The organism is Paenibacillus sp. tmac-D7, assembly GCF_006519665.1.
Classification (GTDB): Bacteria; Bacillota; Bacilli; order Paenibacillales; family NBRC-103111; genus Paenibacillus_G; species Paenibacillus_G validus.
This window is the reverse complement of record NZ_VIDW01000023.1, coordinates 56,095-77,752: the sequence shown is the minus strand read 5'-3', so window position 1 is coordinate 77,752 and position 21,658 is coordinate 56,095. Positions and strand designations below refer to the sequence as shown.

At 47.2% G+C, this 21,658-nt stretch carries 23 protein-coding genes and 1 pseudogene; 6 read left to right on the top strand and 18 right to left on the bottom strand.

What is annotated here, in order from left to right; all coding sequences use genetic code 11:
- Nucleotides 1–36: 36 nt before the first annotated feature.
- From FKP33_RS16630 to FKP33_RS16605, 6 genes are all read right to left on the bottom strand, one after another.
- Nucleotides 37–852 carry a sugar phosphate isomerase/epimerase family protein gene (locus FKP33_RS16630; RefSeq protein WP_127608151.1) on the bottom strand — a complete coding sequence of 272 codons (816 nt, stop codon included), beginning with the start codon at nucleotides 850–852 and terminating at the stop codon, nucleotides 37–39.
- Nucleotides 853–915: 63 nt separating this feature from the next.
- The gene (locus tag FKP33_RS16625) at nucleotides 916–1,734 is read right to left on the bottom strand and encodes a sugar phosphate isomerase/epimerase family protein (RefSeq protein ID WP_306439359.1); all 819 of its coding nucleotides are present in this window, start codon (nucleotides 1,732–1,734) and stop codon (nucleotides 916–918) included.
- Entirely contained in the window at nucleotides 1,731–2,981 is a 1,251-nt protein-coding gene (locus FKP33_RS16620) for an NAD(P)/FAD-dependent oxidoreductase (RefSeq protein WP_127608152.1), read from the bottom strand. The genes FKP33_RS16625 and FKP33_RS16620 overlap by 4 nt, the downstream gene beginning before the upstream one ends.
- Before the next feature lie 11 nt (nucleotides 2,982–2,992).
- On the bottom strand, nucleotides 2,993–3,439 hold the full coding sequence (locus FKP33_RS16615; protein WP_230876277.1) for a MocE family 2Fe-2S type ferredoxin: 447 nt from the start codon (nucleotides 3,437–3,439) through the stop codon (nucleotides 2,993–2,995).
- Between the two features lie 55 nt (nucleotides 3,440–3,494).
- The gene (locus FKP33_RS16610; protein WP_054796188.1) at nucleotides 3,495–4,607 is read right to left on the bottom strand and encodes a fatty acid desaturase family protein; all 1,113 of its coding nucleotides are present in this window, start codon (nucleotides 4,605–4,607) and stop codon (nucleotides 3,495–3,497) included.
- Between the two features lie 29 nt (nucleotides 4,608–4,636).
- Entirely contained in the window at nucleotides 4,637–6,625 is a 1,989-nt protein-coding gene (locus FKP33_RS16605; protein WP_141335807.1) for a LacI family DNA-binding transcriptional regulator, read from the bottom strand.
- 478 nt (nucleotides 6,626–7,103) lie between these two features.
- Between FKP33_RS16605 and FKP33_RS16600 the strand changes: the two genes are divergently transcribed.
- A complete protein-coding gene (locus FKP33_RS16600; RefSeq protein ID WP_127608154.1) occupies nucleotides 7,104–8,660 on the top strand; it encodes an ABC-F family ATP-binding cassette domain-containing protein in 1,557 nt (518 codons plus the stop codon).
- A 227-nt stretch (nucleotides 8,661–8,887) separates the two neighbouring features.
- Here FKP33_RS16600 and FKP33_RS16595 read toward each other — a convergent pair whose 3' ends face one another.
- Together FKP33_RS16595 and FKP33_RS27230 are read right to left on the bottom strand one after the other, a co-directional pair.
- Nucleotides 8,888–9,835, bottom strand: a complete 948-nt coding sequence (locus FKP33_RS16595) for a Gmad2 immunoglobulin-like domain-containing protein (protein WP_127608155.1) — start codon at nucleotides 9,833–9,835, stop codon at nucleotides 8,888–8,890.
- 22 nt (nucleotides 9,836–9,857) lie between these two features.
- Nucleotides 9,858–10,025: a hypothetical protein gene (locus FKP33_RS27230; RefSeq protein WP_155615385.1), complete on the bottom strand. Its 168-nt coding sequence runs from the start codon at nucleotides 10,023–10,025 to the stop codon at nucleotides 9,858–9,860.
- Between the two features lie 83 nt (nucleotides 10,026–10,108).
- Here FKP33_RS27230 and FKP33_RS16590 point away from each other — a divergent pair, with 83 nt between their 5' ends.
- Entirely contained in the window at nucleotides 10,109–10,873 is a 765-nt protein-coding gene (locus FKP33_RS16590) for a cysteine hydrolase family protein (RefSeq protein ID WP_141335806.1), read from the top strand.
- 390 nt (nucleotides 10,874–11,263) lie between these two features.
- Here the strand turns inward: FKP33_RS16590 and FKP33_RS16585 are convergent, their stop codons facing one another.
- The 6 genes and pseudogenes from FKP33_RS16585 to FKP33_RS16560 all read right to left on the bottom strand — a co-directional run bounded on the left by FKP33_RS16585 (nucleotide 11,264) and on the right by FKP33_RS16560 (nucleotide 15,640).
- A complete protein-coding gene (locus tag FKP33_RS16585) occupies nucleotides 11,264–12,046 on the bottom strand; it encodes a squalene/phytoene synthase family protein (RefSeq protein ID WP_181410188.1) in 783 nt (260 codons plus the stop codon).
- Nucleotides 12,047–12,929: 883 nt separating this feature from the next.
- The gene (locus tag FKP33_RS16580) at nucleotides 12,930–13,358 is read right to left on the bottom strand and encodes a PH domain-containing protein (protein ID WP_181410187.1); all 429 of its coding nucleotides are present in this window, start codon (nucleotides 13,356–13,358) and stop codon (nucleotides 12,930–12,932) included.
- 61 nt (nucleotides 13,359–13,419) lie between these two features.
- A complete protein-coding gene (locus tag FKP33_RS16575; protein WP_306439358.1) occupies nucleotides 13,420–13,722 on the bottom strand; it encodes a GIY-YIG nuclease family protein in 303 nt (100 codons plus the stop codon).
- Between the two features lie 71 nt (nucleotides 13,723–13,793).
- Nucleotides 13,794–14,273: a DUF6530 family protein gene (locus FKP33_RS16570; RefSeq protein WP_141335803.1), complete on the bottom strand. Its 480-nt coding sequence runs from the start codon at nucleotides 14,271–14,273 to the stop codon at nucleotides 13,794–13,796.
- Nucleotides 14,274–14,287: 14 nt separating this feature from the next.
- Nucleotides 14,288–14,560 (bottom strand): annotated as a pseudogene (locus FKP33_RS16565) (IS110 family transposase); the annotation flags it as partial.
- Between the two features lie 198 nt (nucleotides 14,561–14,758).
- Complete coding sequence (locus tag FKP33_RS16560) at nucleotides 14,759–15,640, bottom strand: LysR family transcriptional regulator (protein ID WP_141335801.1); 882 nt, start codon at nucleotides 15,638–15,640, stop codon at nucleotides 14,759–14,761.
- A 125-nt stretch (nucleotides 15,641–15,765) separates the two neighbouring features.
- Here FKP33_RS16560 and FKP33_RS16555 point away from each other — a divergent pair, with 125 nt between their 5' ends.
- The 3 genes from FKP33_RS16555 to FKP33_RS16545 all read left to right on the top strand — a co-directional run bounded on the left by FKP33_RS16555 (nucleotide 15,766) and on the right by FKP33_RS16545 (nucleotide 17,547).
- Nucleotides 15,766–16,506, top strand: a complete 741-nt coding sequence (locus FKP33_RS16555) for an SDR family NAD(P)-dependent oxidoreductase (RefSeq protein ID WP_141335800.1) — start codon at nucleotides 15,766–15,768, stop codon at nucleotides 16,504–16,506.
- 133 nt (nucleotides 16,507–16,639) lie between these two features.
- Nucleotides 16,640–16,960 carry an ArsR/SmtB family transcription factor gene (locus FKP33_RS16550; RefSeq protein ID WP_054796181.1) on the top strand — a complete coding sequence of 107 codons (321 nt, stop codon included), beginning with the start codon at nucleotides 16,640–16,642 and terminating at the stop codon, nucleotides 16,958–16,960.
- Between the two features lie 92 nt (nucleotides 16,961–17,052).
- The gene (locus FKP33_RS16545; protein WP_372814259.1) at nucleotides 17,053–17,547 is read left to right on the top strand and encodes an SRPBCC domain-containing protein; all 495 of its coding nucleotides are present in this window, start codon (nucleotides 17,053–17,055) and stop codon (nucleotides 17,545–17,547) included.
- Nucleotides 17,548–17,629: 82 nt separating this feature from the next.
- Here FKP33_RS16545 and FKP33_RS16540 read toward each other — a convergent pair whose 3' ends face one another.
- From FKP33_RS16540 to FKP33_RS16530, 3 genes are all read right to left on the bottom strand, one after another.
- Nucleotides 17,630–18,181 (bottom strand): DUF7010 family protein, encoded by a 552-nt coding sequence (locus FKP33_RS16540; protein ID WP_127608161.1) that lies wholly within the window; start codon nucleotides 18,179–18,181, stop codon nucleotides 17,630–17,632.
- A gap of 209 nt (nucleotides 18,182–18,390) precedes the next feature.
- On the bottom strand, nucleotides 18,391–18,885 hold the full coding sequence (gene greA, locus FKP33_RS16535; RefSeq protein ID WP_155615387.1) for a transcription elongation factor GreA: 495 nt from the start codon (nucleotides 18,883–18,885) through the stop codon (nucleotides 18,391–18,393).
- Nucleotides 18,886–19,327: 442 nt separating this feature from the next.
- Complete coding sequence (locus FKP33_RS16530) at nucleotides 19,328–19,609, bottom strand: MFS transporter (RefSeq protein ID WP_141335799.1); 282 nt, start codon at nucleotides 19,607–19,609, stop codon at nucleotides 19,328–19,330.
- 153 nt (nucleotides 19,610–19,762) lie between these two features.
- Between FKP33_RS16530 and FKP33_RS16525 the strand changes: the two genes are divergently transcribed.
- Nucleotides 19,763–20,659, top strand: a complete 897-nt coding sequence (locus tag FKP33_RS16525) for a LysR family transcriptional regulator (protein WP_141335798.1) — start codon at nucleotides 19,763–19,765, stop codon at nucleotides 20,657–20,659.
- A gap of 27 nt (nucleotides 20,660–20,686) precedes the next feature.
- Here FKP33_RS16525 and FKP33_RS16520 read toward each other — a convergent pair whose 3' ends face one another.
- Complete coding sequence (locus FKP33_RS16520) at nucleotides 20,687–21,613, bottom strand: 2-hydroxyacid dehydrogenase (protein ID WP_181410185.1); 927 nt, start codon at nucleotides 21,611–21,613, stop codon at nucleotides 20,687–20,689.
- Nucleotides 21,614–21,658: the final 45 nt, after the last annotated feature.

The window sequence follows — 21,658 nt, the reverse complement described above, 5'->3', positions numbered from 1 at the left end:
TCCTTTGTTATGATGACTTACGAATAGAAACCGGCATTACCCGATGTTTAAACGCTCTTTCAAGTAGGCTTTACTAATCTGTGCGCCCTTGAATGGATCCTCGTAGCTGTCGAGCTCCACCGTGATCCAGCCTTCATAGTTCGCTTCACGCAAGATGGATACCATCTCCGCGAAATTCTGGTTGCCTTCTCCAAGCGGTAAGAAAGCGCCGGACTTGTAATCCTTGAAATGCACATATTTGATTCGATCCACATATTTTTTAATCACGGCTACGGGATCTCCGCCACCCGCTTCGATATGGGCCGTATCCGGGCATAATGCAATCGAAGTCAGCCCCATAATTTTGTCGAGCTGATCCGGTCCCTGCACACATGTGCCCAAATGCGGGTGGTAGCTTGGCACCAATCCGTATTTTTCCGCAATTTTCGCGCCCCGCTCCAAAGAATGTGCCAACTGCTCATAGTCCGATTCCTGAATGCCGCCCGCCCGTATGGCGCCTCCTCCAAACACAAGATGCTCCGTGCCGAACTCAGCGGCCAGTTTGGCAACCTTCTCGATTTTGTCAAACTCTTCTTCCAGAATATCTTTGAAAATAAAATTCGCCCCGGTATACACCCCTACCACTGCCAGGTCCAGACTTTTCAACAGCTGGCGAAATTCGTCCTGGCGATTCTCATACTGCATCAAATTTCCGTCAAACAGCTCGATGCCCTTGTATCCTGCGGCCGCTATATCCCGAAGTGCCTGCTCGGTCGAACCGTTGGCCAAGTAATAAAGATCTTTGACGGAAGTTACACCTGCGGGATGTCCGACTACACCGCCCCATGTATTTGTTTGGTAACCCAATTTCATTTCAAAACCTCCCCGGGATCATTAAACGCGTTCATTCATTGGCTTCCATTGCCTCCGCTGTTACTATGCGATCAGCTTTTCAAACCGCTCCTTCATCCATAAGCAGACTTGCCACAAATCCGCCACCGGCTGGCCCGTGAACGGCAGTCTCGGCATGTAATCCGGCGGTCCGAATTCCGGCGTGAACGTGAGCGGCATGCCGCTATTTGCTCGCGCTTGAATAATCTGCTTCCACCAGTCTTCATGCGCGCTCAGTTCCGTCTTGTATTCGGGAGCCGCGGGATGGGGGACTTGCGGTCCTTGCGCATATCCGACCCGCGAGTGAACATGTATAGTCCGCTGGAAAGCCATCTCCAGGGATTCCTTCTGATCTTGCAGCAGCGATTCACACACGCATACCCAGTGACTAAAATCGGCTGTCAGCTTCAATTCCGGGAATTCCCGGAGGAGAGCCGCTGTCGTCCAAGGCGTAAACATGGCTCGTCCCCGGTGTGTTTCGTGTCCGACCGGAATGCCCAATCTCTGCTCGACGGCGAGCGCTTTTTCGAAAAATGCCGCCTGTTCGTCAAACGGCATTGCGTCTTTGGCGCTATGTGAATTGATCATGATCGGGGCCAGTGCCGCCGCTTGTTCCGTCTGCCGGCGAAACGATTCCGCATGATCGGGTCCCTCTGTGAACACCATCGAAACATAATCGAGCTTGTATTGCTCCAGCAGACTGCGGAACCGCTTCTCTTCCACGTTCACTCCACCGGTAATGGCCAGTTGGCTTGGTACGGGGGATTCAATTCCATGGTAGCCTGCGGCGGCAATCTGCTCGAACTGGCTCTCCAGAGAACCTTCCATCCCCCAGAGCGATTTGATGCTTTTTATTTTCATCATGGCCTCACCAGATCCTTTAGAAGCGCTTTCAGCTTCACGTCAGGGTTTTCCAAATTGTTCAGATCAGGTCTCGCTTGCTGTTGAATGAGCATTTCAGCGAAACGGATGTCCTTGGCAATTTTAGAGATCGGCCCAACAGCGCTGGCCGCGACTAACCGTCCGTCAGAGGTAAGATGGAAAAAGAACTTGCCGTCTTCGCCGATATTGCGGCTTACCATGATTTCGCCAAAGTCCGTCAAACCGGCCACTTGCAGCGTTTGTTCGTACTGATCGGACCAGAACCAGGGTACGACTGTATAAGCTTCCCCTGCGCCCATCATGTTACGAGCCGCAAGTGAACCTTGATCCTGGGCATTGCGCCAGGACTCAAGCCGAATTCGTCGGCCGTCATATAAAGCATGCGGGAAGGAGCAGCAGTCCCCGGCGGCAAAAATATACGGATCGCTTGTTTGGAGCCTCTCGTCAACCCGTATTCCATTCTCGATCTCCAGCCCGCAACCGGCAGCCAGCGTTATCTCCGGAACAGCGCCGATCCCGATAATAATAGAGTCGCATTCGATCGAGGTCCCGTCGGCAAGAACGATAGCCTGACGGCCGCCGTTGTTTGCTATGCTGTCGATGGTAACGCCCAATTTGAAATCGACGCCGGCGGCACGATGACGGGCTTCCACGATGTCGGCGATTTCCTTGGGCACACCCCGCGTCAGAATGCGCGGGCCCAGTTCGATGAGCGACACGGTACAGCCTCGCTCAACAGCGCTCGCCGCGGCTTCAAGTCCGATGAATCCGCCGCCGATGACCGCAACATGAGTCCCGGGCTGCAAACGCGAACGAAGCGACAGTGCGTCGGAAAACGTCCGCAGGTAGAGCACATCCGCGTTCTCGGAGCCTTCTAACGCGTACTTGCGCGGGCGGGCCCCTGTAGCAAGCAGCAGCCGGTCGTACGGGAGTTGCCGTCCGTCTTCAAGAATAACGGCACGGTTATTTCTGTCGATCTCTACGGCCATGCAGCCGGACAGGAATGTAATGTCGTGCTGTAACAGCTTCTCATCGTTCAGGATGAAAATCGGCGACGGTTCATCTTCGCCCAGCAGCAAATTTTTTGAAAGAGGAGGACGCTCGTAAGGCGCATGCTTCTCTTCACCGATTAGCGTGATAGGTCCGCTCCAGCCCTGCGTCCGCAGTTCGACAGCCGCACGCGCTCCGGCTTCGCCTGCCCCGATAATAACCATGCCAGCTTCGTTCATGACGATCCCCCTCAATCGACTTTGATGAAGAGCATACCCGCGTCAATCTTAACGGGATACGTCTTAATCGCGTCGCAGATTGGGGCCCGCTTGGCTTCACCGGTTGTGAAATCAAGTCGGCCGTTATGCTTCGGACATTCGATGAGATTTCCCATCACCAGGCCGTCCGCCAGATGAACCTTCTCATGCGTGCAATGCCCGTCGGTCGCGAAGCAGTCCCCTTTGGCATTACGATAAAGCGCGTAGGTTCGGTCGCCATGATCAAATCGAACAACATCTTCTACATCGATATCTTCAACAGCACATGTTTTAATCCAGCCTTCGTTATTCATAAGTACCTCCATCATGTAATCGCTTGTAGGTTTGAACTGCTGCAGTGCGAATGACAGCCGGGCAATGCGAGGAACGATAAGCCGCCTGCATTGCCGCGGACTATTAAGCGCTTTCAATGCCGTCATTCAAGAATCTCCTTGATGGAGAAATTTAAGTTTGGTCCCTGCGATGCTTTCCTGCTTACTCCGCTTTCCGCATGAGCGTCGCGTCAGGAGCTACCGTTCCATAGGGTGCCGGACCATATTTATACGGACGCGCGGTTTCGGGTAGCTTGCGCACGATGGTATAAGTAGGATCTTTACGCTGCTTCCGAAGCGCCGTGAAAACTTCCATGAGAGCCGCCCAGAGACTCGGGCTTGCCGGCGGGCAGTCCCCCTTCATCTCTTCATGAAGCTTGGGAAGGGCATGATAAGGAACCATTGGAAACATATGATGCTCGATGTGATAGTTCATGTTGCAGTAAAGGAATCGGATAATCGGATTCATATAAACCGTACGTGTATTCAGGCGGTGATCCAGAACATCTTCATTAAGCCCCAAATGCTGCGTCCAAGCGACAATCATAACGGCGTAGAAGCCGTAAAAGGTTGGAAGAACGATAAACATGGCCGGCAGTATGCTTCCCGTGTAAATACAAGCCGCTATTACCGCCAAAAAGATAAGTATCCATACACGAGCTTCCCAATACGCTTTCTTGAACTCGGATGCAGGAATATACTCCAGTTCCTCTTTATCCATCTTACCGAAGGCATGCAGCAAGACTCTTTTCAGGTCGATCACTCCGCCTATCAAGCGAAACAATTCCGCCGCCAACACTCGCCAAACCGGTGGTCTTGGGGCATGGATCTCGGGATCACGGCCAACAATATAGGTGTCGGTATGATGGCGGGCATGGCTCCAGCGCCAAGGCGTCGCCGGGAACAGGTTCATGAATGAAGCGATCTGATAAATCACTTCGTTCATCCAAGGCGTTTTGAACATGGTTCCATGACTGGCCTCATGCCAACGCGAGTTCCCTGGCAGCGCATACACGGCACCGTACGCTGCGAATGCCGGAATTGCCCACCATGTCCCCCAGGAAAGGTATGCCAGATAGCCGAGGATGCCCAGCAAAGCAAACCAGATGATCGTATCCCGGATGGCCGGGCCGTCCTTACGCTTCATGAGCTCCTTCATCTTTTGGCGGGGAATCGGGGAAGCGTACCATTCGGCCGACGCAATCCCTTTCTCCTGCGCCCGCTTATCCTCCGGTCCGCCGAGGCTATAATCTCTTCTGTTGATATTGACAGCCATAAATAACTCCTCCTTAAATCCATATTTCGTCAGACTGTTTTATTGCTTTTCATTGCATTGACCAATGCAGCGGGAGGTCTTTCACGCAATACTTCCTGCCACCCGGTCAACAGGTTGTCGGCCGTGATTCGATAAGGCGTAATCCCGATAAATGACGGGATTTTTTTGCCGATTAACGCATTAGCGGCCGCTAGAGCCATCGCTCTTCCCTGCTCATAAGGCCGCTGAGCGCTGAGCCCCTTGATCGGCCCGCCCATCGCGATGTTCATAGCTCCCTCATGATCCAAGTCCGCCGTTACAATACTGATGTCTTCGCGGTTCAATTCGCGTAAAGCGGCTAACGCTTCCAACGCCGGGCCTTCCCACGATACATATAGTCCTTCGATTTCAGGATGGCTTCGGATCATCTCATAGCACTTGTCGAAGGCTTTCTTTTCGTTGATGAAATTTTCGATCGCTACGATTTCCAGTTCGGGGAACTCCTCGCGCAACACCTGCTCTACGGCCATATCTCTTTGCTTTGTGGCAAAGAAAGAGGCGCCGTGCATGATTAATCCGATTTTTTTCTTATTATTTTTGGTTAAATGTTCGCCAAGGATTCTGCCCGCAATTTGACCGTTCTCCCTCTGATTGACTGAGACGCAGGTCACATAATCGTCGCGGGTAAACCCATTCGGCACATTATCAATCAGAACAAGCTTCGTTCCTGCAGCGGCAACTTCCCTGTAGCTTTGAACCGTCAAAATCTCATCGGCGGGAATACTGATCAGAACATCGGGATTCATCGTTAAAATACTTGCATGCTGCTTGATTTGAAGTTCAGGATCAAAGTGCGCATCCATAACGGCAAGAACTTTTACACCCAACTCCGCAAAAACGTCCTTGATCCCTTTTTCATGCAGCCTTGCCCAAGCAATGCCTGAATAGTGAAAAGAAATGGCTGCCGTATAGGAACCTGCTTTAATCTGTTCCATCTCAAAAGGACTCAGTTGCAAAACTTCGGGACTTTCCGCTTTTTCCCCAAGCGGCCCTCTGCCAATGCACTGCGTGGAATTTCTTACCCTCAGCCTGCTGGGAACGATCGTGTCCTCCGCGCTATCCTCCGAACCCTTTAACTTGTCATTTAGCTTCTCAACACTTTTCATGCCAATCTCTACAGGGTCAAACGCAGCGGTCGTCAGAGCGGGCTGAAGCAAATGACTCAGCTCGAACTCGTTAAAGCTGACCAGCGAAATATCATCGGGACACTTTATATTGTTGCTGTTGAATAATCTTAACAGCTCCAACGTCGCATTTTTATCTGCGCTGAGCACTGCGGTCGGCCGATTTTCGTCTGTAAAGATTTTGTCCATCATCTGTTTATCAAATTGATCATAGGCGCCAACGCCGATGACAAGCGCCGGATCAAACGGAATGCCGTTGTTTCGCAGCGCATCTTTATATCCGTTGAGCATTTGACGGTGCGTATAGCCATCCTTCAGCTCATGAATATAACAAACCCTTTCATGTCCGCTTTTTATGACATGATGCGCAGCCTTGTAGGCGTTCTCATAATAATTAATCACGACATTGCCAGTTTTTGAATCGCTTTCAAGATGATTGATGAATACGGCCGGCGTGCTCAATTCCCTCATCTTGAATACATCTTCATTACTGTTCTTGTCAGGTACCAGGATGATGCCGCAAGGTTTCTCCAGCCTTATATAATCACGTATCGAACCTTTGTTCTGCGAGTTTAATATCACCACATGATAGCCGAACTCAACCGCCTTGCTTTTTATCCCTTTAATGATATTGACGTAAAAATAATCCTCTACATTCTCCACCAGACATAAAATCACATCTGAATGAAGGGCTTTCATATTTCGTAATACAAAGTTAGGCTGACCTTCCGATTCGTTTATGACAGCCAGCACTCGTTCCGTTAATTCTGCACTTACATATCTTGTTTTGTTGACCACATGCGATACTGTGGCGACCGAAACTCCTGCTTTTGCTGCGATGTCTTTTATCTTCATCGTCACTCACCAATTTTATTATTTACGTAAAAAATCGTATCAATTATTCAGCTTCGACTCTCAACACACCTCATTTCCTAACATTTAAGGGTAATCATAGGTAATTTGCGCAAATAAACGAGTTCATATGTCTTTTATACCATAAAACATACTTGTTCGTCTATATAATTTACGCAATTTTTTCCGCGTAATTTAAAGAAATTTATATTTTTCCTCTTCTTATTAGGTTGTTTTTCTATTTATTTTGATCATTCCAACGTTTTTTACGTAAAAAACATAATCGATAACATGATATTCAGTTCCAACTATGTTCATTATTCATTTTTTTACGTAAAAAATTATCTTGGTAAAACTCGCTTGCGTAACACGAAATAGACTCTTTATATTAAGGTTTTTACATCGTCTCCCACATTGAGTTATCCGCACCTTAACGCTTATAATAAAGCGATAATAAAGTTTAAAGGAAAAGGTGTCATTCATGAGCATATTAAACGTAGAAAGACTAAGCCATGGCTTTGGAGACCGCGCCATCTTCAACGATGTATCCTTCCGCCTGCTCAAGGGCGAGCACATCGGACTTATCGGCGCCAACGGCGAAGGCAAATCCACCTTCATGAACATCATTACGGGCAAGCTCCAGCCGGATGACGGGAAGATCGAATGGTCCAAGCGCATGCGCGTTGGATATCTCGATCAGCATGCGGTGCTCAGTAAGGGCATGACGATCCGCGACGTCCTAAAGGGAGCCTTCCAATACTTGTTTGATATGGAACAAGAGATGAACGACATGTACGCCAAGATGGGCGAGGTATCTCCGGAGGAGCTTGAGCAGCTGCTCGAGGATGTCGGAACGATTCAGGATACGTTGACGAATCAGGATTTTTACATGATCGACGCCAAAATTGAAGAAACCGCCCGCGGACTGGGACTTACCGATATCGGACTGGATAAGGACGTCAACGACCTTAGCGGCGGTCAACGGACGAAGGTATTGCTGGCGAAGCTGCTGCTCGAAAAGCCGGACATCCTGCTCCTCGACGAGCCGACGAACTATCTCGATGAACAGCATATCGATTGGTTGAAGCGCTACCTGCAAGAGTACGAGAATGCATTCATTCTAATTTCACACGACATTCCGTTCCTTAACAGCGTCATCAACCTGATCTATCATATGGAGAACCAGGAGCTAAACCGCTATGTTGGCGATTACGACCACTTCCAGCAGGTCTATGAAATGAAAAAGCAACAGCTGGAATCCGCCTATAAGCGCCAACAGCAGGAGATTGCCGATTTGAAAGACTTCGTGGCCCGGAACAAAGCGAGTGTCGCGACGCGGAATATGGCGATGTCCAGACAAAAGAAGCTCGACAAGATGGAAGTTATCGAGCTCGCTAAGGAAAAACCGAAGCCACAGTTCAACTTCAAGGAAGCGAGAACGTCCGGCAAGCTGATTTTCGAAGCCAAGGATCTCGTCATCGGTTATGATAGTCCCTTGTCAAGGCCGCTTAACCTCCGTATGGAACGCGGTCAGAAGATCGCGCTTGTGGGTGCGAACGGGATCGGTAAAACGACGCTGCTGAGGAGTATCTTAGGCGAAATCAAGGCTTTGTCCGGCTCCGTTCAGCTCGGAGAGAACCTGAACATTGGTTACTTCGAGCAGGAAACGAAGGATGCCAACTATAACACATGTATCGAGGAAGTATGGAACGAATTCCCTTCTTTCTCGCAGTTCGAAGTGCGCGCGGCGCTGGCCAAGTGCGGGCTCACGACCAAGCATATCGAGAGCAAAATTGCCGTGCTTAGCGGCGGCGAGAAGGCGAAGGTGCGCCTCTGCAAGCTGATCAACCGCGAAACGAACCTGCTCGTGCTCGATGAGCCGACCAACCATTTGGATGTGGATGCCAAGGATGAGCTGAAGCGTGCCCTTAAGGCGTACAAAGGCAGCATCCTGCTGATCTCCCACGAACCGGAATTTTATCGCGATGTCGTTACAGATACATGGAACTGTGAATCCTGGACAACGAAGGTGTTTTAAACGGTATTCCTCGAAAGCTTGTCTGACCGTTAGTGGTAAGACAAGCTTTTTTTTGCGAACAGAAGCATGAGACTCTTCTCCCTAACCAGCCTCCCATTCGAGACGGCAAAAGAGGAGGGTTCAGCACCCTCCTCCCCATGCTATGTTCCGACCCGTTGCTTCTGGAATGTGCTCCCCGGGTCCGGCCCACTTCCGTCAATTTGCCGATTTATCGATCTCAGTTACTATCACTCAACCGTATAATTGATGCGCTCCTCGGGAACTTTCAAAGGAACGATCAACTCATGCCCGGCGCCTCCGTCTTTGGCGCTGTGAATGTACAGGATTAACATCATGTTGGGCTGCGAAGCTTTCTCATAGCTGACGTCGAAGTGGAAACGGCCCCATGCCGGGGCGCCCTCTTCGGCCATTTCGTGCCCTTCGGCTAAAATAGTGTGTCCGTCTTCCAACGTCCAGCTAAATGCGGCTTCGAATACGCGGGCTTCGCCTTCGACCGTGAAGGTGGGGCCGACTTTTGTCCCCGGCAGGGGCGAAAATACGCGGAAGGCATCGTTTGCCGCCACAGGAATCGGGACGGTTTGGCCGGAGCGGGCGTCAATTTGTATAGTGACTGGTTGATCGACGGTTTCGTGTTGGACGAGTTCTACGTTCCAGTAGCCGTTCTCCGCATCCAGCGAGGCGGTTTTGACAGCCCATGCGGCGGTCGGCCCGGTTTGCGATTGCAGGGCGGCTTGCACGGCGTCCGTTTGACCGATCATGCCTTCGGGCACCTCCTTCGTATGATCATGCATGATGATTTTGACGGCAACGGTCTGTGCCGGGTACGATTCTTTGACTGCCCCTGCATGCCACGCTTCCACTTGTGCGCCGACCGGCATACTCTCAGGCGAAACGTTACGGCCGCCGCTGTTCTGGAGCACCGTCCGCTCGTTTACGGTAAACCAGAAGGCATCGATATAGGGGGCGCCGTTTTTTTCAACATAGGCTGTGATTAACCAACGGCTCCCTTCCTTTTGTATGATGCTCCCCTTGTCAACTACCTTGACCGCTGGCGTCTCCTGTTCGGATACCTGATTCGCTGCGGGGTCCGCAGAACCGCTTTCCTGACCGCATGCTGCCACTAGCATCGCCATGCAAAGCAAAGCGAGAATAAGAAACCCTTTCCGTTTTCTCATGCTTCTCAGCTCCTTTGAAAGGTTAACGCAGCATGAGCCTCAAAAGTTTCAAAGCCGCCTCCCGGTTTCCTCTGATCGTGTACTTCCCTGCCGATAACTGCCCTTTAGTTGAGAAAGAAGGAACGGGAACCGAAGCACCGTTCTGGTGCTCTCGATTCCCGTTCGTGAACAAAATGAGTTGTTTTCCCATCAACCTCTGTCCCCTGTTGAATCTTGGATAAACCATTGAATAAAGCACATAATATGTACGTGTATCAATGAAAGGAGATCCTCATGAGAAAAATTGTACCGTGTTTCTTTGTGTTTTCGTTATTTGTCAATGTTGATCTTTATGGTTTTCATCCAAATGTTGCAGCAGCGCAAACCGCACCACTTCCATCACCGGGAATGAAAGTGACTCAAACCAATACCGCTTTGGTGCTCACAGATCCGCAAAATGACTTTTTAAGCCCAAAAGGTGTAGCCTGGAATTTAGTAAAAGACAGCGTTGCTGAAAATCATACGATTGAGAACATTGAATTATTATTAAAAACAGCAAAGGAAAACAAGTTTAAAGTGTTTGTGTCCCCTCATTACTATTATCCCTATGACCAAAAATGGATGTTTGGGGGAGCTATGGAACATTTGATGCACGGTATCCACATGTATCAACGAAAAGGCCCATTATCGCTTGAAGGCTTTAAAGGTTCTGGTGCCGACTTTCTGGATAAATATAAGCCCTATATTGAAGATGGCCAAACCGTCATCACAAGTCCGCATAAAATTTTCGGACCCGAAGCCAATGACTTGGTTTTGCAGCTGCGAAAACAGGGAATTACCCGCGTCATTCTTGCAGGTATGTCAGGGAATCTGTGCATTGAATCTCATATGCGCGAACTCATCGAACAGGGATTTGAAGTGGCAGTGGTTCACGATGCCACAGCTTCCGCAAAAATAAACGACTTGGATGGGGATAAGGCCGCAAAAATAAATTTTCGTATGATTGCCAGTGCTTCATGGTCTACAAATGAGACTATAGATAAAATGAAAAATTCATAGGGACTGAACATGAAAATCCCCCCAGTTCAACGCATAGCAAAATTCTTACTTCGGAGTGGTTTACATTCTCCGCAAGGAATTCGGAATTGGGCAACTAAACATCGTGTCTGACTTAGATGGGCTCTCTTTTGCAATACACGTCGTTTTTCAGGAATACCTCCACAACCTTGACGAAATTGCTGAGAGGATTACACGGATTGAAAAAAGAAATCCACGATCAGGCTACTGAGAGTATCCATGCCCCTGAACGTTGATGGGAGCCCCGTTTGCGCTCGCCTTGCTGTTTTCTTCCAAAGTGCAACTGCTTATGCGTTTGTTTTTTCGTATTATTAGGCCAGCCAGAGTTTGGGGACAGCCCCTTCTTATTTACGTCTACATATGGACAATCGGTTATCCAGTCACACGACTCACAATTTTTAGAACCGCATCTCTCGTTAATTTGTTTCCTCCGACAGCGATGAGGTTTACCGTAGCATGAGCTAGCGCTAATGGTATCTTGCAAAATTTCAACGCCGGACCTTCCTTCAGATCTGCGATATAAGAGTCGGCAAGTTGTAAATTGCGACGTGTGTATTGCTGCATCTCCTTGAATCCCCAGCCGTCAGGAAAGAAGTCAACGCCACGTTTAAGATCTTCCTCTCGATTTCGGAGGATATTGACTGCCTGCAGTCCTCTTCCGAAGGCAACCGCCTTCGTTAGATCGGATTGCGTCCCGTCATGCCACAACCATAGTTCAGATAACATTTCTCCAACCATACCAGCTACACTATAGGTATAGCGGTCCAAATCCTCTTCCGTATGAATGCTCCACCCGTTCTGAACCCATTCGGCCATTTGTAACGACATCTTTGCGATGTAACGATATACGATTGGGGCTCCGGAGGTCGGACATAGCATCGCCCACTCATCGAGTTGCCTGGTAACTGCCGGTAATACGGCCTCATACGGCGATAGTATTTTTTGTGTTGCTTCGATAATATGCGGGGATTGGAATGCCTCGTGTATCCCGAGTAATAGTTCCACTTTCAATGGGTCTGTGAGTTCATCATGATCCTCGATTTCATCTATAGCCCGCATACACAGATAGGCAGATGTTACAGCCTCCCTTAATCCTAAATCCAATTGACTTATCGGAATATAAAAAGTACGGCTCGTTTTCTTCAACATGGTCATTGCATCATTCCGGACGACGTTATTAATGAGTATTCCCTCCAAGTATAAGCTTAGCTTTTAATTTTTTCATCGTTTAATTTCATGATAACATACATTGATATTGTCAATCCAAATCCGATAACCATTACTCTACTAAGCTGCCCGTTAGCGGAGAAGGCTGCCGATCCATTGCTGTCGGCAGCCTTCTCCAGAGCTTTATTGAGCTCTCGTATCTGTTCGTTCAGCTTTTAGAGGCTATACTATTTATTTTACTAAACTGAGGTAATGGAAGTCGATTATTATTTTTGCGGCAACGAAGCCTATCAGCCTGTACAAGCGAAAGGAGGAAGAGCATGGATAATGGAACTAGTCATACAGAAACAAAATTGGAGTCCACAGTTATAACAGCAGCTTAGAACGCAAACTAGTCCTGAAACCTGTCGAGCACGTATTGACGAATAGTAGTTAATAATAATGTAAGAAAGCGCGTGTCGTTAAGGGGAAAGCCCCTGTGGGAGCATGCGCTTTCTATCTATTCGTCAGTGGCTATTCTTCCGGTTATTCTTCTCTTCTTCTTCGACTACGTATTTCATCCCCCCATTTCGGGCATGATCCAAGACCATATTGACTTCCTTGGATTGTCCGGTTTTGGGATCGAATGAAGTTTGTATCACAGCGCCGCGACACAAACATGGGTGTATATTTAAATTGCCGGCAGCTTCAGCCGCCGGCATTTATTGTGCTAACGTTTTCCGCAATAATCGTCAGCAAATCTTTATCGAGATCAGAATCTACAAAGTGTACGAATGATATCGTAGAGATCAAGTCTTTACCATTGAATTTCCGTAGGCCATCCATTCTTTTTCGTTATTAACATGACAGCCTGCTATTCAGCACAGAAGGCTTAACGTGTCTCCATGTGCAAATGAGGACATCGCTTCTTTAACTCCGTCAAAAAAGCTTCTTCATCTAGGGGTGATATATGGATATAATCATAGCTGCCATAATTAATTTCAATTCTGCGGCTAGAGGTAGCCGCACTTGCCATCCACGATCGAATCGGCTTTACTTTGGCGATACTCTCGAAAGGAATAGATTGGGTTACCGGTCCAGTCCGAATAAACAAGTCACTTTCATTTAGCACGTAGTATGTCGCAGTCCATAGCCAGGCTAAAAAGCCAGCCATTGAATAGCAGAGAAGAAAGATTAAAGTTCCACCAATGATTCCCGCTCCTTCTTTGAAAAAAGGAGATAGACCACTGATAAGCAGCACAAGGATACTCGACCAAATCACGATTGATAGCCAGAGATCTCTCCTAGGAGAAAACTTCATAGAAACACTCTCCTTTCGATGATAGGTCATTAATAAAAAATGGGTACTCTGTTAGCGTTTATCATTTTCTTGACAACTTATTGTATCCTCTGTCCCCGTAGGGCTGCAATTTCTCCAGCCACGGCTTTTCCATTTGCTTAAGTTCCCAGCGCATGTCGATAACTTCGTCGGCTTCCTTTTTCTCCAACTCCTCGTAGGTGAAAGCTTCTGCCCCTAGTTCCTTCCAATCTTTTTGTAACTGGGAGTTTGCGAACCTCCCCATTTCCAATTGACCTTTAATGGTCACCCATTTGTTTTTTAGGTTGGGATAGCTATCTACATAAATTTTGCCGTTGACCTTATTTGTTATTTGTATTACACCCATGTAGGTCTTAAGCTGCTTGTGTATACTTCCAGAAGTTCCTTACGCTTATTCTTATCCATGTAATTCTCTCCTTAATATCCCATATCCTTTAACATTCTTGATAATGTGCGCAGCCTTTCCCCGATCAACTCATCATCATCACTCAGTGCTTGACTGAACAGTTTGATATCTTCGTGAATTTTATCATTCTCTGTACATACTGCTACAGTCATGGCATCCCCCTGCAGACCAACCCGGTCTATGACAGGATTTTGTGGATCATATAAATGCTCGTACCTGTAGGCTTCGCGGAAATACGCTAAGGATCGGCAAATCAGAATAGACAAATCAAGAACGCGATGGAGTGGGAGTTCCTCGGATTGCCGCGACCATTTTTCCCCCGTGTATCTCCATACTTTCGCAGAAATATCGACCTTTCCCCTATCGTTCCACTGAGCTAATCCCAAGGAAAGACCTTTCGCATCCGTATTCCCGGCGAATCGGCCGTCAACCTGATCATAGTTTTCAGAAACGACAACAGGTTTATGTTTTAATGTAGTAGGTATTTTCATTTTGTTTCCTTCTTGAGGTCTTCTAACCTCTGTTGAAATAGTTCGTACTTATCTAATAATGTGCTGAGCTCTAATTTAGCCATATCTGAGCCCTGACGAATTGCAATGGAGAGGCTTGCGACATGCTTTAACTCTCTCACCTTGCTCAAGCCGACAGCTCGTTTTACGGCCTTCCTAAGATGCGTTTGTATCGCTTCATCAGAGAACACTACCAGCTCATGAGGTAACATATTGAGCTTTAGCAATTGCAATGCTGCTTTCCCTTCCCAATCCTTAAAAACTCTAATCCTCTGAAATCTTGCACACGAGCGACATGCGCGAACTTAGCAATGTCTACGCTAATGATGAGCGTACGTGGAGTGATTTGAACAATCTTATGATGCTAGTGAAGGGCTGCCGCGTGGCAGCCCTCTCGGTATTGGACTATCGTTAACCGTTAACTCAATGACTTGTGCTAGGGTTCACCGTATGAGTCCATTGGGGGATTATTCAAGAAGTTCTTGCTTGAGAAATTGGTAAAGCTTTGAGCTTGCCAGTTTCAACGGATATTCCGATGGCTTGGAAAGAATGCCGAAAGTCATGTATATAAGACTGCCGCTCATAGCCCGTATCGTAGTTCCTGTAGGAACCGGTTTCAAAACAATCTCTGGCACAAGGGCAATACCTAGTCCGCTTTCGACATAATATTTCAAAGCTGTCATACTGCCAATCTCCATCGTGTCTATTGGAACGTTCCCTGATTCCTGCAGTACCATCTCAAGTTTTCTGCGGTACGGACAGGTTTCTGACGTGATGAGCAGACGATGTCCCCGAATATCATCCGGCGTAATAACCGCTTTTTGGGCAAGTGGATGGTTCTCCGGCATCAAGACCACAAACTCTTCCTTAAATAAGGGTTCAAAATAGAGATCGGAACCCAGATCCGGTGCCGAACAAAGAGCCAAATCAACATCCCCTTTGAGAAGCCGCTCGCTCAATGTTGGCGTGTTTGCAAAGTCCAGAGAGATACGAATTTTCGGAAATTGTGATAAAAATCTCTCTAAGATACCAGGTAATCGATAACTGGCAGTTGGCTCCGTCACCCCTAAACGGATATTCCCCCTTTCGCCTAATTGTAAATCCGACAAGTTCATTTGTAATTGTTCCATATTCTTTACAATTTGCAAACTCTGGTCGTAGAACAGTCTTCCGGCTTCTGTTAACCGGATCTTTTTTCCGCGTTCGATAAGCTGAACGCCCAATTCGGATTCAAGCTTTTGGATTTGCATCGTGACGGTAGATTGTACATAATTCATTGCATCAGCTGCACGGATAAAACTACCGTACTTCACAATCATTTGAAAGGTTTTTAATGTTTTAAGATCCATCGTAGTTCTCCTGGCTCCGAGTTCATTTTTTTTGAACCTATCGATCAATTTATTCAATTATACAAATTCGAAATGGCAATATACAATCATTTACATCAGAGTGTAGCAAAAGGAGATGACTACATATGAATTTAAAAAACAAAGTGGCTCTTGTTACCGGCGGTGGTACAGGGATTGGCCGCGCTACTTGTCTCGCGCTTGCTGAGCGGGGGGCAACCGTCGCCGTGAACTATTCGCGCTCTAAAGCCGATGCGGAAGAAACAGCACAAATCATCAATATAAAAGGTGGGTGCGCAATAGCCATACAAGCCGACGTTTCTCAAGACAAGGAAGTAAGGGAAATGGTTGATAAATTGGTGCAGCAATTTGGGAGAATTGATTTGCTTGTGAATAATGCCAGCATTACACGGCATATCCCGTTTGATGATATGGAAGCGGCTACGGAAGAAGTATGGGACGAGCTTTATGATGTTAATGTCAAAGGAATGTATCACTGCGCGCGAGCTGCAGCCCCTTTCATGAAAATGAATAAACAAGGAGCGATAGTCAATCTCGGCAGTATAGCCGGACAAACAGGATTAGGATCCTCTCTTCCATACGCCGTATCCAAAGCGGCAGTTCACGGTCTTACGAAATCGTTAGCACGCGCCTTAGCTCCGGATATTAGAGTCAACTGTGTTGTTCCAGGAGCCGTCGCGACAAGATGGTGGGCTGGAAGGGAGGAACAAATGAAGAGGCTGGCTCCTAATCTTCTGCTGCAGCGAGTTTCAACACCTGAAGATATCGCTAAATTTATCTGCGCAGCCTTGGAACAAGAAGCAATGACAGGTCAAATCATTACAGTGGACAGTGGACAAACGTTATAATCAAGATTCCCTCCTGTATAATTGGGACCGATTCGGATTTCCATTCAATATCTGGGGGTGACGTTCATTTTAAATATTCCTTGACGGGAATATTCCTATAAGTGTATATTCAAATGGAAAGGAGATACGTTATATGGGCGTGAACATGACAACATTGAGTGCACTTGCCGAGCCCAACCGATTACACATCGTCGAGCTTTTGCGTGACGGTCCACTCACTGTAGGAGAAATAGCCGAACGACTCGGGCTCCGTCAGCCGCAGGTATCTAAACATCTACGTGTACTTGGTGATTCCGGGCTCGTTGAGGTGCATCCAAGCGCGAATCGCCGCATCTATAAACTGCAGCCACAGCCCTTCTTAGAACTGGATGAGTGGATTGATTCCTTTCGAACCCTATGGGAGGATAGATTCGACCGCTTGGACGATTATTTACGTGAATTGCAAGGAAAGTAATAACGGGGATACGGCTTTGTAGCGCAGCTGGGAGCAATTGTGCAACTGCATAATTCATTATTTAGGAGGAAAATGAATTGACGACAAATAAAATGATATCGAAAGTAGAAGATCATGTTCTGGTACTGGAGCGCGTATTCGATGCGCCGCGTGAGCTCGTGTTTAAGGCTTTTTCGGAAGCTGAACACTTAAAACGCTGGTTTGGACCGAAAGGCTGGCCGCTTACGGTTTGCAACATCGACTTCCGTCCGGGCGGGGTATGGCATTTCTGTATGAAGTGCACAGACGAGAGCCAGGAATATTACGGCCAGGAATCTTGGGGCAAAGCAGTCTACCACGAAATTGTAGAGCCAGAGCGGATTGTCTACGTCGACTCGTTCTCCGATGCGGAAGGCAATATAGTTGAGGGAATGCCGGAGACGCTGGTCACGATGACCTTCGTCGAACATGAAGGCAAGACGAAACTGATCAGCCACGCTCAATACGCATCGGCCGACGCACTCAAGACCGTAATGGATATGGGAATGCTCGAAGGTATAGCCTCGACTTGGGACAATCTGGAGGAATTTCTGGAAGAAATTAAGTAAGGTGCGGTGTGATGACCGAATACATCAGCACGGCCGCTTGGCTTTGAAGCCGGCGGCCGTTTGTGTCATCAAGCCATACCCTTTATATATGGTCCCTCCGGTTTTCATTTTGAATCCAAAAAAAAGAAATGAAATAGACGCATGCGATCGCTATTGGCGTTGTAAAATATGAATTTTCAACAAATATGGCACCAAATATAACCGAAACGATGACGGTAGCTACGGCCATGAATAAGTAGGCTTTACTACGATAAATCAAGAAATACGGCAGGAAATGAGCACCGCCCAACACACCGATAAAGAATGGCAAATATTCGGGGTTATGCACGTATGCAAATATCCAGACAGGCAAGAATAATCCTTGAATCCCGCCAACCAGTCCACCCAACACTCCAAGAGGACTTTTACACATGACATCAAAACCAAGCATTTTACCAAGCAATACGCCTAGTGGAAATATACTCCCCATGCCAAACAACCAAACCATTTTTAAAATGTCTTCTTCTAAAAATTGAGCTAGAATAGTCACCACAATCATGAATAGTGCTCCGGCAAGCGGAAAGGAATATCCTCTTTTGGCCGTCCTGATCAGATCATTTCTCATTTCTTCAAAAGTCATGTCTTCATACTTCATGCAAATCATCCATTCCCATAAAATGTTTTTACCCAACCCTGTATTAATGACGTAATCTTGAGACTATTGTTGCATAGCGTGTTATTGTTTATTAACATGAATGTGCCCGGCAGCACAGCAAGGCTGCCGATCGAGAAACCGGCAGCCCGCGTGTCACTATATTATACTCTCGTTTCCTATTAACGCCAATTTTTGACCACTTCCCGCTTTTAGCTCCCCTTAATTTCAAGCAGCTCATATTGCAGGATACCCATCGGAGCGTTCACGTTAATGATGTCACCTACTTTTTTGCCCAGGAGCTCTTTCCCGAGCGGACTTTCGTATGAGATTTTGTTATCCGCCACATTGGCTTCAGCCGGACCAACAATACGGTATTCAATCTTCTCAGCGAATTCGATATCATTTAGGATCACTACAGAACCTATGCTTACGTGGTTCAAGCTCATGCTGGCCTCATCCACTACCTTGGCTTTTTTTAACATGCGCTCAAGCGTCAGGATCCTTGTTTCCATAAATGCCTGATCATCCTTAGCCGAATGATATTCGCTGTTTTCCTTGAGATCACCGTAACTAATCGCTACTTTCAGCCGCTCAGCTAATTCTTTACGCTTGACGGTTTTAAGCTCGCGGAGTTCCTCCTCTAATTTCGCCAAGCCCTCTCGCGTTAAAATCATTTCATCATTACCCACTGTTCCCACTCCCATCTGGCTATCGTCGTACCATTTTACCTTATCCCGTGAATAAATGGAACTTATCTTGCCTACAGGACGGGAGACATAGAGAAATTCCCGTATATCCAAAAAGCTATCGATGAATTTATCGATTCTCTTCAAAAAATACTAATATTTCCAATATCTACATACTGGGCGATGTATGCCCTGATAAGACGTTGAAAGGAATCGAGGCCATACATAGTAGGATTAGAAAAGGACAGGCCGAATGTAATCATTCGTCTGTCCTTTCACCGGTTGAACTTATCCATAAATGATTTGGATGGGCAGCATATTTCCATCGGCAGGGGTCTCGTTACATATCCGAGAAATGCCAACACTGCCCCACTCGCCCAAAATACGGCGGACACGCCTGCCAAGCCTCCAATTCCGCCGAAAACCAATGGAATCATGAACTGAGATGCGCGGTTTACCGTCATCCGAAGTCCCAGTACTTCACCTCGAAGATAGCTATGCCAATGAGTGACTGCTGCAGTACAAATGTTACAAAATTGGGAAGCGCCGTACCCATAACCACTGCAACCAAATACGCACCGTTGCCGAGCATTAACATACTTCGTATCCCATACTTATCGGTCCATTTACCCATTCGTACTGCGACAAAAACGGGCAGCAGCGCATAACAAGCAACAATAATACTTATTTCAACAGCGGTAATCCCGAGGAAGGAAGCATGCAGCGAGACTATAAAAAACACCAAAAGCTTCTCACCGACTTCCTATCTATATAAATTTCCTTAATGAGCGCTAATTTACTTTTATTCCCAATTTAACTGTAGTACAATTTATAAGTATGATTGTGAGATATTTTAAATTTCGATAATTTTTATCTATTATATTCGGAGGTACTCATGGACGAGAAAGACTGGCTCATTATTAAAACCCTTTATGAGAAAAAAAGCATCTCCAAAGCAGCAGAGCTCCTTTACATCTCTCAACCGGCTTTAACGTACCGCATACAAAATATTGAAAAACAGTTCGGTGCCCAAATGGTTTCGCGAGGTAAAAAGGGGGTTGAGTTTACCCCGCAAGGAGAGAGCATGGTAGAATATGCTGAAAAGATGCTGCTTGAATTGCGAAAGACCAAGGAAATGGTCCAAAATATGAACGATCAAGTTCGAGGGACGCTGCGGCTCGGCGTTTCAAGTAACTTTGCCAGGTACCGTCTGCCGATTTTATTAAAACAATTTCTAGAGATTTATCCCGAAATTGAAATCCACGTCAAAACAGGCTGGAGTTCAGAGGTTGTAAATTTCTTATACAGAGATGAAGTGCATATTGGAATCGTGCGTGGTGAGAACAATTGGCATGAACAAATACATTTGTTGTATGAGGAGCCCCTTTGCATTGCTTCTACGAACCCAATCCATTTGCAAGATTTGCCCAATCTTCCGAGAATCAATTATAAAACCGATTCGCACTTAAAAGACTCCATTTACAAATGGTGGCAAGCTCATTATAATCAGCCTCCGCTTATCACTATGGAAGTAGATCGAATAGACACTTGTGTAGAACTTGTTAAGCATGGTATGGGTTATGCGATCATACCGGGCATCATTCTAAGTGATCGCGACTCTTTACACACCATAAATTTACATTCGTCAGACAACAAGCCTATCCTTAGAAAAACCTGGATGATTAACCGCGACATTACATTGGAGCTTTCGGTAGTGAAAGCCTTTGTAGATTTTATAAAGAAAGAATCATGCCATGTTCTAGGTGATGCTTCGGAACATCCTATAGAGTAATAAAGCGCCGGCGCCGGGTGTATCCTCTCAAATGCCGTTATCTTTAAAGGTAATGATATTCTTCAGCGACTCGTCCGCGAAGCGCTGAAGAACGTCCCACGTTACATAACCGATATGAGGGGTCAGCACAACATTCGGGCAGTCCGCAAACGGATTAGACTTCAGCGGTTCTTCTTCAAACGTATCGATTCCCGCACCTCGAAGATGTCCTGACTTTAATAAGCCAACAAGCGCTTCGGTATCGACAAGGGCACCTCTTGAAGTATTGATAACTATACTTCCCTGCTTTAGTTGGCGAAGTCTCTCCCTATTCAACAAACCTTTTAAAGCAGGAACGAGACGGAGATGGACGGAAACCACATCCGAAGTTCCAAGGAGCTCATCGAGCTCTAACACCTGAACTCCATAGGAATTTTCATCCCCCTTGATCCCCGTCGGGCGCCAAGCTGTCACTTCCATACCGAGGGCGGAGGCAATTTTCGCCACCTCTTTGGCAATTTTGCCGAAGCCCAGCAGACCAAGCCGCTTTCCTTTTAATTCAAACCCCGGCGTTTGGATCCAGTTTCCTTCTTTTAAATGAGCCTGATGAACCGGGAAATGTCGTGAACAGGCGATCATCATACCGATTGTCAGTTCCGCAACAGACGAAATGGACAGGCCCGGCGAGGTGAATACTTGAATCCCTCTTTGGTTCACTGCATCCAGGTCAATATGAGACACTCCGGTACCGGCCTGCGAGATGGCCTTCAGCCGTGGCAGTTGCTTCAAGACATGGTCAGGAAGGGGAACCCTCTCTCGAACGAGAACAACGACATCGGCCTCCCGCATCAATTCCACGGCTTCGGCTTCTGTAACCGGATCGTGTGAGAACGTGATTTCAAACCCCCGCTCCCTACATGGGTTCGCATAAGGCGAAGTAGGGAAGACCTTTTCATAATCGCCTAAAACGGCCAATTTTTTTACAGCGTCCTGAGCACTCACTAGTTTTCATCCCCTTTT

What these genes read in the sequence shown, in the direction of transcription:
- FKP33_RS16545 (WP_372814259.1), top strand. Translation starts at nt 17,053, where the DNA reads ATGATATCGAAAGTAGAAGATCATGTTCTGGTACTGGAGCGCGTATTC.
- FKP33_RS16615 (WP_230876277.1), bottom strand. Translation starts at nt 3,439, where the DNA reads ATGACGGCATTGAAAGCGCTTAATAGTCCGCGGCAATGCAGGCGGCTT.
- FKP33_RS16560 (WP_141335801.1), bottom strand. Translation starts at nt 15,640, where the DNA reads ATGGATCTTAAAACATTAAAAACCTTTCAAATGATTGTGAAGTACGGT.
- FKP33_RS16580 (WP_181410187.1), bottom strand. Translation starts at nt 13,358, where the DNA reads ATGAAGTTTTCTCCTAGGAGAGATCTCTGGCTATCAATCGTGATTTGG.
- greA (WP_155615387.1), bottom strand. Translation starts at nt 18,885, where the DNA reads ATGGGAGTGGGAACAGTGGGTAATGATGAAATGATTTTAACGCGAGAG.
- FKP33_RS16575 (WP_306439358.1), bottom strand. Translation starts at nt 13,722, where the DNA reads ATGGGTGTAATACAAATAACAAATAAGGTCAACGGCAAAATTTATGTA.
- FKP33_RS16570 (WP_141335803.1), bottom strand. Translation starts at nt 14,273, where the DNA reads ATGAAAATACCTACTACATTAAAACATAAACCTGTTGTCGTTTCTGAA.
- FKP33_RS16595 (WP_127608155.1), bottom strand. Translation starts at nt 9,835, where the DNA reads ATGAGAAAACGGAAAGGGTTTCTTATTCTCGCTTTGCTTTGCATGGCG.
- FKP33_RS16555 (WP_141335800.1), top strand. Translation starts at nt 15,766, where the DNA reads ATGAATTTAAAAAACAAAGTGGCTCTTGTTACCGGCGGTGGTACAGGG.
- FKP33_RS16600 (WP_127608154.1), top strand. Translation starts at nt 7,104, where the DNA reads ATGAGCATATTAAACGTAGAAAGACTAAGCCATGGCTTTGGAGACCGC.
- FKP33_RS16525 (WP_141335798.1), top strand. Translation starts at nt 19,763, where the DNA reads ATGGACGAGAAAGACTGGCTCATTATTAAAACCCTTTATGAGAAAAAA.
- FKP33_RS16550 (WP_054796181.1), top strand. Translation starts at nt 16,640, where the DNA reads ATGGGCGTGAACATGACAACATTGAGTGCACTTGCCGAGCCCAACCGA.
- FKP33_RS16585 (WP_181410188.1), bottom strand. Translation starts at nt 12,046, where the DNA reads ATGACCATGTTGAAGAAAACGAGCCGTACTTTTTATATTCCGATAAGT.
- FKP33_RS16540 (WP_127608161.1), bottom strand. Translation starts at nt 18,181, where the DNA reads ATGAAGTATGAAGACATGACTTTTGAAGAAATGAGAAATGATCTGATC.
- FKP33_RS16630 (WP_127608151.1), bottom strand. Translation starts at nt 852, where the DNA reads ATGAAATTGGGTTACCAAACAAATACATGGGGCGGTGTAGTCGGACAT.
- FKP33_RS27230 (WP_155615385.1), bottom strand. Translation starts at nt 10,025, where the DNA reads ATGGGAAAACAACTCATTTTGTTCACGAACGGGAATCGAGAGCACCAG.
- FKP33_RS16610 (WP_054796188.1), bottom strand. Translation starts at nt 4,607, where the DNA reads ATGGCTGTCAATATCAACAGAAGAGATTATAGCCTCGGCGGACCGGAG.
- FKP33_RS16605 (WP_141335807.1), bottom strand. Translation starts at nt 6,625, where the DNA reads ATGAAGATAAAAGACATCGCAGCAAAAGCAGGAGTTTCGGTCGCCACA.
- FKP33_RS16625 (WP_306439359.1), bottom strand. Translation starts at nt 1,734, where the DNA reads ATGATGAAAATAAAAAGCATCAAATCGCTCTGGGGGATGGAAGGTTCT.
- FKP33_RS16620 (WP_127608152.1), bottom strand. Translation starts at nt 2,981, where the DNA reads ATGAACGAAGCTGGCATGGTTATTATCGGGGCAGGCGAAGCCGGAGCG.
- FKP33_RS16590 (WP_141335806.1), top strand. Translation starts at nt 10,109, where the DNA reads ATGAGAAAAATTGTACCGTGTTTCTTTGTGTTTTCGTTATTTGTCAAT.